Below are 15,288 nucleotides of genomic sequence, written 5' to 3'. Positions count from 1 at the left end.
CGTCTTGAGCCAACGTCATCACTATCTCGTCCTGGCCACCCTTCTTCTGTTGCTGGCGGCGGGTCTGCGTCTGTGGGACCTGGGGACAATCCCGCCTGGCTTCAACAGCACCGAGATGGCCAGCCTGCTCATGACTGAGCACGCCAGCGCCGGGGCGATCCGTGTCTTCGACCGGGAGCTGGGCCAGATCGAGGAGATGATGTTCCATGTCCTGCAGGCGGTCCTCACCGGCCCAACCGGCAAGGGGCTGATCACCCTGCGGCTACCTTCCGTCTGGAGCGGTCTGCTGACTGTAGCGTTGCTCTACGCCCTGGCCCGGCGGTTATACGGGCCGCGGGCGGCGCTGCTGGCCGCCGGGTTGCTGGCCGCAGGCTTTTGGCCAGCCCTCCTCAGCCGACTTTCCCTGCGGGAAGCGCTGGTGCCACTGTGGACGGTAAGCGCTCTGCTGGCCCTGGTCAACGCCTTCCACCTCCGCCAGCGCGTCTCCCCGGAAACACCCACTCTGACCGGTTACACGCTGCTGGGCATCGTCGTCGCCAGCAGCCTGTATGTGCACTGGTTTGGCATCTTCCTGGCAATCACCGTCACAGCAGCCGTCGCCTATCTGTTCCTGAGCCGGCAGCCGATTTCGCGCCATGCCTTTGGCGCCAGCATCTTTGCTGTCCTGCTCTCAGTCATCGTCATCATCCCGTATCTGGTCACGACTGTGCGCCTGCCAGAAGTAAGCGGCTTAGCTGCCCTGCAGACGGCAATGTCTCCGGAAAGCCTGCCCAGATCGATCATCAATGGGCTGGCGGCGATCTTCCCGCGCGGCGACCCGGACCCGGCCTTCAACCTGCCCGGACGGCCCTTGTTCGGCCCGCTCAGCGCGGTTCTGCTGCTGGGAGGGGTGGCCCACGGGCTGGCCTACTGGCGGCGACCCTCAGCCTTCCTGCCGGTACTGGCGGCAGCCATCGGCCTGGTGCCAGCCCTGTTGAGCACCCGCCCCGGTGCATTCACAGCGTTGACCGGCGCCCTGCCGGTGTTATATCTGCTCGTCGGGCGCGGGGCTGACCTGGCCCTGGATACGCTGGTCGATCACCGGCCCGGCCTGCGTGCTGCCCTGCCCTGGCTGGCCGCAGGGCTGATTGCTGCCAATTTCCTCTGGGCGGGCACTGACCTGCTGATCCGCTTTCCGGCGCAGCCGGCCGTGCGGCAGGCCTTCAACGCCGGACGTGGTGCCCTGGCCGCCCATCTCGACCGCACCGCTCACCGCATCCCGACCGTCGTGTGCAGCCCACACCTGCAGAACACAGCGGCGCAGCCCGGCGATCCCCTGCTACTGGAACTGATGATGCACCGTGAGAACGCGCCACTGCGTTACGTGGACTGCGCCAACGGGCTGATTCTGGCTGAAGGCGGCGCCCAGCAGCAGATCGTCTTCACCGACCGGACGATCTACGATCGCATTCACCCGGCCTTGCGGGCCTGGCTGGAAGGCCAGCCCTCCGTCCCTGTGCCCGGCCTGGCCGACGGCAGCGTGTTGCAGGTGAATGTTGCCCGCGCCCTGGGTGACACCGTCGGCCGTTTCATGACCACCGCGCCGACCGGCTACGCGCCGGAATCGCCGGGCGGTGCGGGCGCAGCAAGGCTGCCGGTGCGCTTTGGCGGCAACATCACCTACCTGGGCTACGCGCCGCCAGACAACCCCACCTATGCCCCCGGCGGTGTCGTGCCGGTAGTCACCTACTGGCGGACAGATGGCCCCATCCCGGCTGACCTGCGCATCTTCACCCATGTGCTTTCCGATCCGGCGGCGATTGTCAGCCAGAGTTCGGTGATCAATGTCTGGCCGCCTTCGTTGCACAACCGGGATATCTTCCTGCAGGTCAGCTATGTCACCCTGCCCGATTCGATCCCGCCCGGCCAGTATGATCTGTCCATCGGTGCGTACCAGGCCGGGTCCGGGTTGCGCCTGCCCGTCTTTGACGGCGATCGTGTGCGCGGTGACCGGCTCTTCCTGTACCAGATCACGGTCACCGCAGCAGGCGAAGCCACAGGCTAGGACAGACAGCGCATGTTCGAACTGGTTTTTCTGGGAACCTCCGCCTCGGCGCCGTCAGTGCTGCGTGGGCTGCCCGCGCAGATCGTCCTGGCCGAAGAGTACCGCTTTCTGGTAGATTGCGGTGAAGGCACGCAACGGCAGTTGCTCAAGAGCGGCATTGGCTTCAAGCGCCTCAACCGCATCCTGCTCACCCATGGTCACCTGGATCACATTCTCGGCCTGGCCGGGCTGCTCTCCACCTTTATGCGCTGGGAAAGCATCGATTCGCTGGAAATCTGGGGCGGTCGGCACACCCTTGACCGCGTCCAGGACCTGATCTACGGCGTGGTCCTGCGCGGCCAGCGCCCACCGATGCCGATCCACCTGGTGGATCTACAGCCAGGAATCGCTTTCGACACGAAGAAGTTCACCATCGAGGCCTTCCCGGTCACCCACCGCGGGCCGGGCAATTTCGGCTTCATCTTTGCGGAAAAGCCGCGCCGCCCCTTTCTGGCGGAACGCGCCGAGGCGCTCGGCGTCCCCGCCGGGCCAGAGCGCAGCCGCCTTTCCGCGGGTGAATCGGTCACCCTGGCGGATGGCCGGATCATCCATCCTGATGATGTGCTGGGAGAAGTCATGCCGGGAGCGCGGCTGGTGCTCATCGGCGATATCGCCCGGACGGACAACCTGCCGGAGTCGATTCACGGCGCCGATGCGCTGGTGATGGAGGCAACCTATCGCAGCGATGAAGCCAACTTCGCCGAAGACTTCGGCCACATGACAGCCGCCAGAGCAGCCGCCTACGCGCAGGAGGCCAGTGTCAAGACGCTGATCCTGACCCACCTCTCCCGTCGCAACCGGGAACGGGATATCCTGGACGAGGCGGCAGCCATCTTTCCGAATACGTTCGTCGCCCGCGACTTTGACCGCTTCAGCATCGTCAAGAACCAGCCGGTCACCCGCCTGGAACCAGCCAAAGCGTAGCACCGGGCGGTTCCCGAACGACAACAGGCCGGATCGTGTGGCCATCAGCCTGCACGATCCGGCCTGTCACGCCGGGCGATCCCCGGACAGCTAGGCGGATTGGGTTTGCTGGGAAAGCGCCGCCTGGCGTTCCAGCAGCTGGTCAAAATTGGTCGCCTGCAGACGACGCACCAGGTCGCGCTGCGCCTCGCACCAGACCTCATGCACCGGGCAGGTGGCCGTGCTGGTGCAGGCTTCTTCGTTCAGCACACAGCGGTTAAGGCTGATTTCTCCATCAATCGCCTCAATCACCTCAAGCAAAGAGATCTCGCTTGCCGGGCGGGCCAAGCGCACACCGCCGCTTGCCCCGCGCATGGCATCCAGAATACCCTTGACCGACAGCTGGGAGACAATCTTGGCCAGGAACGGCAGGGGAATATTCTCTTCCTCTGCGATAACGGAAGTGGCAAGCCGTTCATTTTCCTTAAGCTGGGCTACATGAAGAACGGCGCGAACCGCATAATCAGCTTGACGCGTTATCTGCATAATCAACTCCATGTCGCAGGCAACACAAGAGCAGGTGCCTGTTGGGCTTATTCTGCATTTAAGAGTAGTAAAATGCAAATTAATCCTCAAGTGACACACGTCATGAGGAGCAACGACAATCAACCCCTCCTAATCGGTTCTCCTGCCGCTCATACCTTCCTGAAACAGGCAGGGGGCGCGCGTCTTACCATGCTCTCTCTATGACAAAAAGGGGCACATGCCAAAGCAGTGCCCCCTGCCAGACTACCTTGCCCGGCCTAATCATCATCCAGATCGCCTTCTTGCTCGCTCTCGCCACCGGGCAGATTTACCAGCGATGCGCGCAAGCCAGCAATGAGCTGCTCACGCTGCGTGGGCGTCAAATTCGCTTCCGGATGCAACGGAGTATAGTACGCCGGTGGCATTGCCCCGCGTTCGATCTCTTTGACGATCTCATCCAGCTCCAGATCCCCTGTGGAAAAGTTCATGGCGTCTCGCCCATCTTCGACATGATCCACCAGCAGCCACCGCACCGGCGCGATAGCCGAATACCAGGGCCAGCGCGTCTCGTTGCTGTGACAATCAAAACAGGCGTTTCTGACCAGCGTTTCCGTTTGCGGGGAGTTCCAGGCGATTTGTAGTGTCACCGGTGGGTTGGTACGCTGTTTAAAGGGAATAAGCTGCAAAACAATAAACCCGACAACCACTATCCCCACAACAATCGACAAGAATCTTCTCTGGTGCGGCTGCATGCCTTGCCTCCATACGCTGATCTGGCGACCGGTGAACAGACGAGGGGATTATAGTACCGGGCGCTCAGGCAGGGGGGCCGTACAACAGCACCACTGCTGCACGCGGCAAGGGGCAAGATAAGTAGCACTGCCAGACCGTACCCGTCAGGGCTTACGCCAGATCGCCCGGTCCGTAGACCTGCCCCGGCGCAATCACCCGCCCTGGCGCCAGTTCCGGCGCTCCAATCAGATCGTAGGTCATCGCCCCGGTGATGCGCACCGGCACGATCTCCCCAACCGGCAATTCCCCTTCCACCACCACGTAGCCATCGATTTCCGGCGCATCGCGGTAGCTGCGACCTACGCTGATGATCGTATCCAGCGGCTGGCCGTGCTCGTCTTCCGCGCGGGCGTGACCTTCCACCAGCACGCCCAGCACCCGGCCCACCTGGGCCTGATTACGGGCCAGGGAAATGCTTTGCTGGAGCGTCATGAGGGCGTCGCGGCGGGCTTCCTTGACCTCCTCCGGCAGCTGGCCCGGCAGGGCAGCGCTGGGTGTCCCGGCTTCATAGGAGTAAGTGAACACCCCCACCCGGTCAAACTGCAGATCGTGCACCATCTGCAGCAGCGCCGCGAATTCCTCTTCGGTCTCTCCGGGGTAGCCAACGATGAACGTCGTGCGGATCGCCAGGTCGGGCATCCGGGCACGCATGATCTCGATAGTACGGTAGACCCACTCCACGTTGGCCGGGCGGCGCATCCGCAGCAGGGTATCGCGGTGGCCGTGCTGCAACGGGATGTCCAGGTAGGGCAGGATCTGCGGCGTCTCCGCCATCAGGTCGATCAGGCGCGGGGTGACCGCCCCCGGATAGGCGTACATCAGCCGAATCCAGGGTATCTCCGGCACCGCCCTGACCAGCGCTTCCAGCAACTGAGCCAGGCCTTCCTTGAGACCTAGATCGTGGCCGTAGTCGGTCAGGTCCTGCGCGATCAGGATCAACTCTTTGACTCCATCGTCGCGCAGACGGCGAGCTTCGTCGAGGATTGCGGCCAGTGGTCGGCTGACGGCCGTGCCCTTGATCATGGGGATGGCGCAGAAAGCACACGGGCGGCGGCAACCGTCGGCGATCTTCAGGTAGGCGCTAGCCCCCTGACGGGCGGCCCGCAGCGTTCCGCGCTCGTCTGCGCCAACGGTGAGCGCCTCATCCGGCAGATGGTAGATCGGCTCTGGGTGGCGGCGCTGGCGCAGGCGGCTGACCAGATCGACGATATCCATCCAGCGTCGGGTGCCGATCACGCCATCCAGACCGGGCACCTGCCGGGCCAATTCCTGCCCGACCCGCTGAGACAGGCAGCCAGCGGCGATCAGCAACTGGCCCTCGCGCTTAAGCGCAGCCAGATCGTTCAGCGCTGCGATCGATTCCTGGCGGGCGCTCTCGATGAATCCGCAGGTATTGACGATCAACACACCGGCCTGGGCGGGATCGTCCGTCCCGCGCAGGCCTGCGCCCTCCAGCAGTTGAGCCATGCTCTGCGAATCGACGGTATTCTTGGCACAACCGAGGCTGAGCAGGTAGTAGCGTTGGCGGCGATGGGGCATCAGCGAGTGTCTTTCTAGGGTTCTTTGACGGGCACCGGCGTGCTGGTCAAGCGCGGCGGCAGAATCGGCGTCGGCGACGGGGTAAGCGTCGGTGAGGGCGTGGCGGTGAGTGTCAGCGTAGGTGATGGTGTCGCCGTCAGCGTCGGCGTGACGGAAGGCGCAATCGTCGGGATGCCACCGGGAACGGGCAGCGTCGGCGACGGCTCAGATGGGACGCCGGTCAACGTCGCACCGCCGGAAACATCGCGGGCGACATCCGGCAGCGGCAGCGGAGTCGGAGCGCCGGCTCCCTGCCCCGCCTTGCCGGAAAGCGCCGGGTCGGGCGTGCCCTCCACTGTGGCAAAGGTGACATCAGTCACCGGAGTCGGCGAAGAGGTAAAAGTCGCTGTTGGAGCCAGGTCAGGCGTGGGAGTCAGCACCAGGTCGGGCGTGAAGGTTGTATCGATGGCCTCGCCGCGCAGCCCCAGCGGCCCCAGCGGCAGGTTGTTGAAGACTACTTCCAGCCCGGCACCATTGCTGGCCTGCAGGTTGAGCACCTGCTGGGCCTGATACTGCAACTGCGTGCCCGGTCGGACCAGCCCGTTGAAGATCTCCACGCCGTCAACCGTCACCCGCAGATAGGTGCGTTGCACTACGCTGACATCCAGTACAACCCGATCGGTGATCGGCGTCGCCCCGGCCATCTGTCGCGCTCCCGGCAGGGGCGTAGGCGAAGGCAGGAACGTGGCGCTGGGTGTGAGCGAAGGCATGGTCGGCAGGATGCTGACCAGGTCGGTGCCTGCCCGATCCGCCTGCGCGGTCAGCAAACGTTCTACCAGCCGCGTCCCGCCCAGGCATAGCCCGATCAGGGCGACAATTCCGATCAGCGTCCCGAAAACGATCCCGGATCGCCGACGCCGTCCCGCTTCGGCAGCCACAGCAAAGGGATGCTCCGCCAGCGGAGCAACGGGAGACAATGGCCCTGTTGCGGGAGGAGCGCCACGCCGGACGACAGAGGAACGCCCCTGCCCGCCACCATGGGCAGCCCAGGCTACGTCAAACTGCGCCAGGATCGCTTCCTCATCCAGGCGCAGGAAGCGGGCATAGTTGCGCAAAAAGCCGCGGGCCTGCACAGCCCCCGGCAGGTCACCATATGCGCCCGCTTCAAACGCCTCCAGGTACCTGGCCCGGATGCGGAGCGCCTGCTCCACCTCTTCCAGGGTCAGTTCGCGGGCTTCGCGCGCGTTGCGCAGCTGCTGTCCCAGCCTTTCGGCTTCCATGCTGGCCCGTTCGCTCGACAAGCCTCACCCAGCAGAATCAAACGCGGCGACTGCCGCGCGGTCAACTGCGCAGCAGATCGCGCAGATCGCCATCAAATTCGCGCAGAAAGCGTCGCCAGGCGGCGATCTCCGCCGCATCAGGGGGCAGATCGACCGCGATGTCCCCGGCTTCGGGTGCAACCGGTTCGCCAGTTTCAACCGCTGGCGCCCCGGCATCATCATCCAGCACCGCCCTGACGACGCTCTCCGCCCCGCAATGCGGGCACTGGGCTACCAGGGTCCAGCTTTCCGCGTCCTCATCGACGACGGCGATGTCCTCCGTGCCATAAGAACCGCCACATTCCACGCAGGGCAACGTGTCGATCAGGTACCGGATCAGCGTCGCATGTTCGCGATCAGAGTCAGAGGGCATGCCCGGCCTATTCCGCCGTCCCGGTTTCGCCGAGGGTGGCTGTTCTGGCTTCGGCTTCCTTGATCAGTTCGACAATCTTCTCGCTGGCCAGTTCCGGAGCCGCTTCCTCTTCCGCAGGGGCCGCGGCTTCCGCTGCCGGGGCCAGATAGCTGGCCAGTTCCTCTTCACGGACGACGATCACGTTGAGCTTGGGCGTGAATTCGCTGCCCAGACGAACCGGCACCTCAAACTCGCCCAGTTCACGGATGGACTGCTGAGCGATCCGGCGGCGGTTCAGGTCCACGCCAGTCTTTTCCAGCAGCGCCTGCTGAATATCGCTCGAGGTCACGGAGCCGTAGAGTTTGCCGTTAGCCCCGGCCCGCCGGCCAAAGACCAGCGTCACACCATCGATCTGGCGCGCCAGTTCATTCAGCTGGTTCTCCAGGGCCGCCCGCCGGGCCGCCGCCGTCTCCCGCAGCTTTTCGCTCTGCTTGAGCGCACCAGGCGTTGCCTTGACGGCCAGGCCCTGGGGGATCAAATAGTTACGGGCGTACCCATCCGCTACCCTGACCACCTCACCTGCCACGCCGTGCTTGTAGACATCTGCCGTGAGGATAACTTTCATCTTCCCGGATTCCTTCCCTCTGATGGAGTATCAGGGCGCTATCTTACCTTATCCGCCCCGCCCCGACAAGAGTCGATCTCGCCGCTCGCTGCACAGTCACAGGCCAGGAACAACCGCCGAAGTGGTTGCCAGATGCGCCGCAGCACGGTATTGTTAGCGCTTTCAGCGCTTTACAACCACAACGGAACAGGGCCGGGTGGCCAGGGAACCAAGAGGGACAGGGGGATGATCCTGGGGCTTGATTTCGGCACGACCAATTCCAGCGCCGCACTCTACCGGGACGGCGACCTGACAATCGTGCAGTCATCGTTCAGCGAGGAATCAGGGGTGCTGCCCTCGCTGCTGTACATCATGCGCAGCTACGACTATCTGCTTGGCAAGACCGCCGCTCGCCGCTACCTGAGCGAGGATACCGGTCGCCCCGCTATCTGGGAAACCCGCCACGCCGGGACCATCGATTACTGGGTAACCATTGACATGCCCTCCGCGCTGGGTGGCCAGGTGGAGCCGGTGCTGATTCACCACGACGTCTTCGTGCAGGAAGACGTCGGCGCTTATGGCCGCCTGCTACAATCGATCAAGACCGCCCTGCGCAACCCCAATTACGCCGGGACGGCCATCTTTGGCCGCCTGTACACCATCGAAGAACTGATCACCCTGTTGCTGCGCGAGTTGCACGGGGCCGCCGAGCGCGCCGCCCGTCAACCGGTACGGGATGTACTGCTTGGCCGCCCGGTGACCTTCAGCGGCAACCCGCACCATGACGCGCGTGCAGAGGCGATCCTGCGCCAGGCTGCCCACGCCGCTGGATTTCAGCGCGTCACCTTTATGCTGGAGCCAATCGCCGCCGCCTATTCCTACCACGCCAGCCTGAGCGAACGTCAGGCAGCCCTGATCTTTGACTTCGGCGGCGGTACGCTGGACCTGACGGTCGCCGAAATCGGCGGGTCGGAGCCGCCCACTGTGCTAGCGACTGAAGGCCTGCTCATCGGCGGCAACAATTTCGACCAGCGGATCATGGAGAAGTTCCTGTGGAAGCACTTCGGTTACGGCAAAGCACACGAAGGCAACCGCAAGCTCTCCTATGAGATCTACGATTATCTGCTGGACTGGGCACGCCACCCAGACCTCACTCGTCACGAGTACTTCCGCGAGATCAAGCGGGCGGCCACCGTCAACAAAGCCGGGCCGGAATTCACCGCGCTTTACACCCTGATCAACAACAAGCACGGTTACCAGCTCTTTGAGGCCATCGAGCAGGCCAAGATCGCGCTTTCCCAGCAGGAAGAAGTCACCCTGTCGTTCCACGTGGAGGGAATCGACATCGATCAGCGCATCACCCGCCAGATGTTCACACGAGCCATCCAGGACTACCTCGATCAGATTGACCGGGCGGTCAGCCGGGTGGTCAGCGCCGCGGGACGCACGCCTGCCGACATCGCCATCGTGATCTGCACCGGTGGCGCGTCGGCCACGCCAGCTATTACCGATCTGCTCGCCGCCCGCTTTGGCCGGGAAAAACTGCGCCCACACAAGCCATTCCTGAGCGTCTCCTCCGGGCTGGCCATCGCTGCGGCGAGCAACGGCCACATGGGACGTTGAAGCAGGATAACGCCCGGCGGTGTCCTTCATTCCGGCAGAATCGGGTACGTGCTTCCGCCGTGCGGGAAGACCAGCACCTCCGCCCGCCTGGAGAGTTTGCTCCTGGCGAGCGCGATCCCTTCCTCCACCGAGTCGACGAACTGCACGAAGGGCAGGTTAGCCCGCACTTCCGGCGGGATGGTTGGCGCGTAAAGCACCAGGGTGGCGTGGCGCATAGCCTGCAGGGCAAAGTACAGGAAGAACCGATCTTCCTCCCCCATATTCTTAAGCTTCAGGCGTGGCAGGAGCGCCAGCAGCGCCGGCGCCAACACCCGCAGTGCCCGGCGTCCCAGCGGCAGGCGGCGGTTGGCTAACCCAAACACGCCCACGCCCTCCTCCGCCCGCACCAGCGTGAACAGCACCCCGCCCCGCCGCACCGCCCGGATCGTGTTGGCCAGCGCCTTGACGCCCTGCCGAAGATCCTGATCCATCGGATGTGAGGCGGTGATCACCACATCCGTCAGCCTGGGGATGCGCACACCGTAGATCGCCGCGCTGACCTGCGCCCCTTCCCGATGCGCGGCAACCGGATGCCCGGCCACCACCCGCACGACTTCCAGGGCGCTGTTGAGCACGGCGTTGACCACAAACACCGGCGGGCGAATCATCGCCGCCGCTTCTTCCAGGTCCAGACGCATGGGATTGCGATCGATTGGCTGGCCGACGCTGTTAAACGTGGCCGGCTGACAGTTCAGGGCGTGGTTATGGGCGATGGTCGCCCGCCCGGCCACACCAGGCACCAGGTTTTTGTACCCCCCACCAAAGCTGGCGATGATATGCGGCTCGATGCAGCCGATCGAGATCACCAGATCAGCCTCTGCCACCACGCGGCTGATCTGCACCGGTGTACCGCGGCTCGTTATCCCCAGTTCAGCCAGCCCTGCCGGGTCATCGGGGTTATGTGTGGCGATCTTCAGCCGGGGCGCTACCTGCTCGCCAACACGGCGGGCGATCTCGGCATCTGTCATCGGACGGTGCACCCCCAGCGCCGCGATCAGGGTCACCCGTTCCAGCCCGGCGCCGCCGCGTTCAAGCTCGGCGATGACCGCCGGCAGCAGCCGGGCAACCGGCGTTGGCCGGCTGTCATCGTCGATCACCAGGGCGATCTGCGCCGCCGCGCCTGCCAGTTCCGCCAGGCGTGACATGCCATACGGATTCTCCAGAGCGCGGATAGTTTCCGCCGTCACATCTGCCACCGCTGGCAAGGGCTGCGGCGTCATCTCCCCCACCAGCGACCAATCCTCCGGCAGCGTCAGCGCCAGAGTATCTTTGCCCCAGGGTAAGCGCAGTATGTGATCCATAGTTCCCCCTTCAGACAGTTGGCCCGTTGCCCAGTATAAGGAGGGCCACCGGAATCAGCAACAGCCGTAAGCGATTTGCCCCCACCCCCGTGGCGCGGTAGAACTTCCGCAAACGGGCTACGTATAACTGGATAGTACCGGAATCGAATGGCGCTCTAGTGGGAGTTGGAACACATGCGCATCATCGTGCATACGGGCAAGGGCGGTGTGGGCAAAACCAGTATCTCGGCGGCCACCGCGTTGCGCTGTGCTGAGCTGGGCCTCAAAACCATCGTGATCAGCACTGACACGGCCCACAGCCTGGCTGATTCGCTCGATGTCAAAATTGGGCCGGAGCCGGTCGCCATCCTGCCTAACCTGTGGGCGCAGGAAGTTGACGCCCGCTACTCGATGGAAAAGTACTGGGGCAAATTCCAGGAATACATGGTCACGTTGTTCACCCAGCGCGGTGTGGAAGCCATTGTCGCAGAGGAAGTCACCCTGCTGCCGGGGCTGGAAGAAGGCGCGCACCTGCTGTGGATCAACAAGTACTTCGAAGAGGGGGAATTTGACGTGCTGGTTGTGGATGCCGCCCCTACCGCCGAAACGCTGCGCCTGCTCAGCCTGCCGGATGCCACGCGCTGGTGGCTGGAGAAGATCATCGCCCTGGCAGGGGGGACGGCGGCCCGCCTGCTGCGCCCGCTCAGCCGGTTGGCGATGGGCAGCGACCTGCCGGATAACGAGGCCCTTCAGGCGGTCAAAGATCTCTTCGATACGCTGGATCGCGTCCGTGAGCTACTGGCCAACCCGACGGTAAGCAGCATCCGGCTGGTTGTAAACGCGGAGAAAATGGTCATCAAGGAGACACAGCGCACCTACACCTATTTGAACCTCTACGGCTACCCGACCGATGCCGTGATCTGCAATCGTATCATCCCGGATACAGTGACCGATCCTTACTTCCGCGCCTGGCAGGATGCCCAGCGAGAGAATCTAGCGCTCATAGCCGAGGCGTTCGGCGACCTGCCGCTGCTCAAGGCCCCCCTGTTTGACGCGGAAATGGGCGGTCTGGATCACCTGCGGCGGCTGGCTGATGCATTATACGCCCAGCGCAACCCGGCGGAAGTCTTCTTCGCCGGGCATACACACACTATCGAGAAAGACCCGGCCGGTGAAGGCTACACGTTGCAAGTGCCGTTGCCCTTTGCCGATCGCAACGACCTGGACCTCTACCGTTCCCGCGACGAATTGACCCTGCGCGTCGGGCCATACCGCCGCAACATCGTACTGCCTTACGCCCTGCACAGCATGGAGATCGAAGGTGCCAGATTCGACCAGTCTGTGCTCAAGATTCGTTTCATCCCGGCCTAACCTCACATTGCCCCTATGATCACCGCCGGGCGCAGCATCAACTGCTGCGCCCGGCGTGCATTTCTCAGGTTCTTTAACAGGAATTTACCAAAATTTACCATCTGTATCACTATATATAAGTTAAAATATGTTTAAAAGCTTAAAGAGCGTTTATTTTCTGCACCATCATATCCAGACTCAGCTATGGATAAGGCCAGAGCGGATCGGCTGTATCATGCGGAGCCGCCGGGCAGAAAGGAGCACGAGCTAGCAACCATTGTCACTCAGAGCAACACCATCATCCTGATAATACTGGTGTCGCCCAGGAGGCCTTATGATGAACAATCGAACTATCATTTTGGCATTGATTGGCCTTGTGTATGGATTAGTCACCTGGTCATTTCCATTCATCCTGCCGGAAGAAACGGTTGCCAGCCTGGTGCGGGAAGATAGCGTGCCAGAATACCTGAGCGCCATGTTCTTCTTTACCTCTGGTCTCGCCTGGTTTCTGGCGTTCCTCTATTCGCGCTCTGGTAGCAACTTCGGTTTGTTTCGAACGCGGCGTAACCTCGTCTATCTGGCCCTGGCACTGATCCTGTTCTTCGGGGCAATGGAAGAAGTCAGCTGGGGACAGCGGATCCTCGGCTTTGAGACGCCTACATTCCTGCAAGAAAATGAGCAAGAAGAATTCACTATCCACAACCTGCCGTTTTTCAACACGACTGACATCGGTAATCTGTTCCAGATGAACCGGCTGTTCCTGTACTTCTGGTTTACGCTGGGAATTGCCATCCCGGTGAGCGCCATGTTCAGCGAGCGACTGCGCCAATTGTACACGGCGGTTGGTATTCCCATCACGCCGCTTATAATAGGGGCGCAGTTTCTGCTGTTCTATATCCTGTCCAAGCTATACGGGCCGCTGGATGCTGTTCGCGAATCCTATGACGGCCGTATCACCGAACTCAGGGAGACTCAGGAAGCGCTGCTGTTCGCGCTGATCGCCGTGGGTGTGCTGGTTGACGTCCTGGTTGCTGCCCGCCAGGCCGCACCGCAGATTGCGCCGAAGGACAGCCGGGTGCAAACTACTCCCTGAGCGCCCACAGGCGGTCAGGGAGATATGAGCACAATCATTCAGCCAGCAACACCGCAGCCATCGTATCACCTCAGCCACATCCGCTACCTGCGGATTGTGGCGTTTTTCCTGTGGCTGGCGACCCAGGTAATTCTCCTGTACGGGATTATCCAGCCAGTACTGGGCCGCGATCTTGTCCGCCGCGGGGAGGAGCGGCGCCTTCGCTACTGGTCACAGCAGTTCCGAAGCCTGGCGGTAGCTCTGGGCGGGGTGATGATCAAGCTGGGACAATTCATTTCCAGCCGCATCGACATCCTGCCGCCCACCGTCACCAGCGAACTGGCCGATCTCCTCGATGAAGTTCCCCCCCTGCCCTTCGCCGCCATGGAACCCACCCTGCGCCAGGAACTTGGCCCAGACTGGCGGAGCCGCTTCGCCACCCTGGATGAAAACGCGGTAGCCGCTGCATCGCTGGGCCAGGCTTATCGAGGGCAACTGGCCAGCGGCGAACGAGTCGTGGTCAAAATCCAGCGGCCCGGCATCGCCGATATCGTCTATACCGACCTGCAGGCATTGAACGTTGTCGCCCGGATCGGCATGCGCTTTTCCTTCATCCGCCGCCGGGCCAACCTGCCCTTGCTGCTGGAGGAATTCGCCCGCGTGCTGTGGCAGGAACTGGACTACGAACATGAAGCGGCCAATGCCGAACGCTTCGCCGCCCTGTTCCGCGATGATCACGGCGTCTACATCCCGGCAATCTACCGCGAACATACCACCTCCCGCGTCCTGACGCTGGAGGACGTGACCGCGATCAAGCTGAGCGACTACGAAGCCATCGAAGCGGCGGGCATCGACCGCCGTATTGTCGCCCAGCGGCTGCTTAACACTTACCTGACGATGGTGTTCGTCCATCGCTTCTTCCATGCCGACCCACACCCCGGCAATATTTTCGTCTATCCTTTGCCCACCGATGGTCAGGAATATCCGCCGGGACAACGCCCGTTCTACCTGATTTTCGTTGACTTTGGCATGACTGCTGAACTGACCCCGGCCCTGGTTGCCGGGTTGCGCGAGACATTGATCGCCCTGATCACCCGCGACTCGCGGCGGCTGGTGCGCAGCTACCAGCAACTGGGCATCATCCTGCCCGGCGCCGATCTGGAACGTATTGCTACCGCCAGCGACGCCGTCTTCGACCGGGTTTGGGGCTTACCAATGGCCGAGATCGCTCACCTGGATCTGGCGATTGTGCGCGACATTGGTCGGGAGTTCAGCGATCTGTTGTTCAGCCTACCCTTTCAGGTGCCCCAGGACTTTATCTACCTGGGGCGTGCAGTGGGCATCCTGAGCGGCATGTGTACCGGCCTGGACCCAGACTTCGACCCCTGGAGTGCCATCCAGCCATTTGTGCGGCAACTGCTGGCCGAGGACGGTTCCCGCGCAGAAAAGAAGGGCTGGGCAGACTTGCTAACGCTGGACACGTTGCGTGCCCTACTCTCCCCGGAGACAGTGGGCCTGGCCCTGGCCGCCGGGCGGGATACCCTAGAACGCCTCGTTGGTCTGCCGGGGCGGTTGGAAAGTGTGCTGACACAACTTGAACGAGGGGAATTGCAGGTTCAGATTCGTCCGGTGGAAGGTGATGCGGTCAACCGTCAGCGCAACGCCCTGACCGGCCGACCGATCGGACTGGGGCTGGCTGCCGGGGGTTTTGCCCTGTCTGGCGCACTGCTGATCATCGCCGGGGAGACGGTGTTGGGATTGGGTGGGCTGGCAATGAGCAGCCTGGCATTGCTGGCCCTGTTGATCAGCAACGGACGCCAAACCTAAA

General features: G+C 62.8%; 13 protein-coding genes. 6 read left to right on the top strand and 7 right to left on the bottom strand.

Going from position 1 to position 15,288, the window contains the following annotated elements; genetic code table 11:
- Positions 1–4 precede the first annotated feature (4 nt).
- Both HPY64_03500 and HPY64_03495 read left to right on the top strand, forming a co-directional pair.
- On the top strand, positions 5–2,044 hold the full coding sequence (locus tag HPY64_03500; GenBank protein ID NPV66193.1) for a phospholipid carrier-dependent glycosyltransferase: 2,040 nt from the start codon (positions 5–7) through the stop codon (positions 2,042–2,044).
- Positions 2,045–2,056: 12 nt separating this feature from the next.
- A complete protein-coding gene (locus HPY64_03495; protein ID NPV66192.1) occupies positions 2,057–3,007 on the top strand; it encodes an MBL fold metallo-hydrolase in 951 nt (316 codons plus the stop codon).
- Between the two features lie 90 nt (positions 3,008–3,097).
- Here HPY64_03495 and HPY64_03490 read toward each other — a convergent pair whose 3' ends face one another.
- From HPY64_03490 to HPY64_03465, 6 genes are all read right to left on the bottom strand, one after another.
- Positions 3,098–3,532 (bottom strand): Rrf2 family transcriptional regulator, encoded by a 435-nt coding sequence (locus HPY64_03490; GenBank protein ID NPV66191.1) that lies wholly within the window; start codon positions 3,530–3,532, stop codon positions 3,098–3,100.
- A gap of 257 nt (positions 3,533–3,789) precedes the next feature.
- Entirely contained in the window at positions 3,790–4,263 is a 474-nt protein-coding gene (locus HPY64_03485; protein NPV66190.1) for a heme-binding domain-containing protein, read from the bottom strand.
- A gap of 151 nt (positions 4,264–4,414) precedes the next feature.
- Entirely contained in the window at positions 4,415–5,842 is a 1,428-nt protein-coding gene (rimO, locus tag HPY64_03480) for a 30S ribosomal protein S12 methylthiotransferase RimO (GenBank protein NPV66189.1), read from the bottom strand.
- Positions 5,843–5,856: 14 nt separating this feature from the next.
- A complete protein-coding gene (locus tag HPY64_03475) occupies positions 5,857–7,101 on the bottom strand; it encodes a DUF4115 domain-containing protein (GenBank protein ID NPV66188.1) in 1,245 nt (414 codons plus the stop codon).
- 61 nt (positions 7,102–7,162) lie between these two features.
- The gene (locus tag HPY64_03470) at positions 7,163–7,513 is read right to left on the bottom strand and encodes a hypothetical protein (protein NPV66187.1); all 351 of its coding nucleotides are present in this window, start codon (positions 7,511–7,513) and stop codon (positions 7,163–7,165) included.
- Positions 7,514–7,520: 7 nt separating this feature from the next.
- Positions 7,521–8,117 carry a 50S ribosomal protein L9 gene (locus tag HPY64_03465; protein ID NPV66186.1) on the bottom strand — a complete coding sequence of 199 codons (597 nt, stop codon included), beginning with the start codon at positions 8,115–8,117 and terminating at the stop codon, positions 7,521–7,523.
- Between the two features lie 225 nt (positions 8,118–8,342).
- Here HPY64_03465 and HPY64_03460 point away from each other — a divergent pair, with 225 nt between their 5' ends.
- Positions 8,343–9,719, top strand: a complete 1,377-nt coding sequence (locus HPY64_03460; protein ID NPV66185.1) for an Hsp70 family protein — start codon at positions 8,343–8,345, stop codon at positions 9,717–9,719.
- Between the two features lie 26 nt (positions 9,720–9,745).
- On the opposite strand, the gene larA is transcribed toward HPY64_03460, so the two are convergent.
- The gene (gene larA / locus HPY64_03455; GenBank protein ID NPV66184.1) at positions 9,746–11,059 is read right to left on the bottom strand and encodes a nickel-dependent lactate racemase; all 1,314 of its coding nucleotides are present in this window, start codon (positions 11,057–11,059) and stop codon (positions 9,746–9,748) included.
- A 174-nt stretch (positions 11,060–11,233) separates the two neighbouring features.
- Here larA and HPY64_03450 point away from each other — a divergent pair, with 174 nt between their 5' ends.
- From HPY64_03450 to HPY64_03440, 3 genes are all read left to right on the top strand, one after another.
- Positions 11,234–12,409: an ArsA family ATPase gene (locus tag HPY64_03450; GenBank protein ID NPV66183.1), complete on the top strand. Its 1,176-nt coding sequence runs from the start codon at positions 11,234–11,236 to the stop codon at positions 12,407–12,409.
- A gap of 313 nt (positions 12,410–12,722) precedes the next feature.
- Positions 12,723–13,481 (top strand): hypothetical protein, encoded by a 759-nt coding sequence (locus HPY64_03445; GenBank protein NPV66182.1) that lies wholly within the window; start codon positions 12,723–12,725, stop codon positions 13,479–13,481.
- A 24-nt stretch (positions 13,482–13,505) separates the two neighbouring features.
- A complete protein-coding gene (locus tag HPY64_03440) occupies positions 13,506–15,287 on the top strand; it encodes an AarF/ABC1/UbiB kinase family protein (protein NPV66181.1) in 1,782 nt (593 codons plus the stop codon).
- The last annotated feature ends 1 nt before the right edge of the window (position 15,288 follow it).

The sequence above is a fragment of the Anaerolineae bacterium genome (assembly GCA_013178165.1).
Taxonomy (GTDB): Bacteria; Chloroflexota; Anaerolineae; order Aggregatilineales; family Ch27; genus Ch27.
The sequence above is the reverse complement of the archived record's forward strand: the minus strand, read 5'-3'. Positions and strand labels throughout refer to the sequence as shown.